Origin of the sequence: Amycolatopsis dongchuanensis, from assembly GCF_039542405.1 — a bacterium.
Taxonomy (GTDB): domain Bacteria; phylum Actinomycetota; class Actinomycetes; order Mycobacteriales; family Pseudonocardiaceae; genus Amycolatopsis_E; species Amycolatopsis_E sacchari.
Map to the genome: position 1 here is coordinate 1 of NZ_BAABIB010000016.1, position 1,048 is coordinate 1,048.

Sequence of the window (1,048 nt, forward strand, 5' to 3'; positions counted from 1 at the left end):
CCGCCCGGATGTCCACGCGACACGGTTACCACGTCAACGTTCCTTGAAGAGGCACTAGCCAGGAGAAGCCGCAGTCGCCGCCTGTCCCCCCGCAACCAGAGGCGACCTCGACGGATTAGCCGGCGCAGGTACGTAGGCAATTGTCATGGCCACGATGTGGCGGGCGGACACACATGCGGCTCCACAATCCAACTCTGTCGTTTCGGTCGTCTTCGGGTGGCGATAGGTGATCGGCGCCATCAGCACCAAATCGCGGTCAGGGCTGTCGTCCGCGCTGTCGTTGTAGGAGATGAGCTGGCCTTGTAGGTAGGAGCCGTCATCCAGCATCACGCCGACGTGTCTGTGGCGGCCCTGTCTGTATTGCTCGAACAGCAGCCACCAAGCCGACATGCCGGAGGGAGGCGCGGGCCTGCGGCGGATGACCAGCGCTGCCACCCACGCGACGCTGCAAGCGGCGACGAACAGTCCCACCGTCCACTCGAACACACGCAGGTAGTGGACAACCAGGTAGTCCTGAGGTTTAGCAATCAGCTGACCAATATCCGGTGTCCACGAACGAGCCAACGCTGAAATGACCGCGAACACGCCGAGTACGAACAGCTCGGACACAACGCTCGCCGCCACGATCGTCGCTGTCTCCTTCAGCGCGGACGGGCGATTTTCGGGCCGTTCCCGACGCAATGTCGTCACGAAGATAAACCCCGGCAGCAACAATGTCAGAAATAGCAGTAATCCGGTGAGTGTGGATGGCATGGGCAATCCTTACACGACACGAGGAATCAGAGATGCCCGGATGTCCCATCCCAAAGTGTCCGGGCATCAAAACCCAGGCCAAAGGCGCTGAGTCGGGCGGTGGTGTTGTCGGCGATGAGGCCGAGCCCGGCGGACACCGTAAGCCAACGGTACGCCGCACTGCGTCACGGCCTGATGGCTCGCCGGAACACTTGGGATCGACACCAGACACCGAGATCACTGAGAGCACAGTCAGTGACACCAAGCGTCAACAAGCGCCGAGATCACCGGACAGCCCACTGACCAGCGGAAACAG

At 61.5% G+C, this 1,048-nt stretch carries 1 protein-coding gene; it reads right to left on the reverse strand.

What is annotated here, in order from left to right; all coding sequences use genetic code 11:
* Positions 1–54: 54 nt before the first annotated feature.
* Positions 55–753, reverse strand: a complete 699-nt coding sequence (locus ABFX51_RS02755) for a DUF6338 family protein (RefSeq protein WP_346051860.1) — start codon at positions 751–753, stop codon at positions 55–57.
* Between the last annotated feature and the right edge of the window lie 295 nt (positions 754–1,048).

Excerpts from the sequence above, each read along its gene's own strand:
- ABFX51_RS02755 (WP_346051860.1), bottom strand. The coding sequence starts at position 753 with ATGCCATCCACACTCACCGGATTACTGCTATTTCTGACATTGTTGCTG.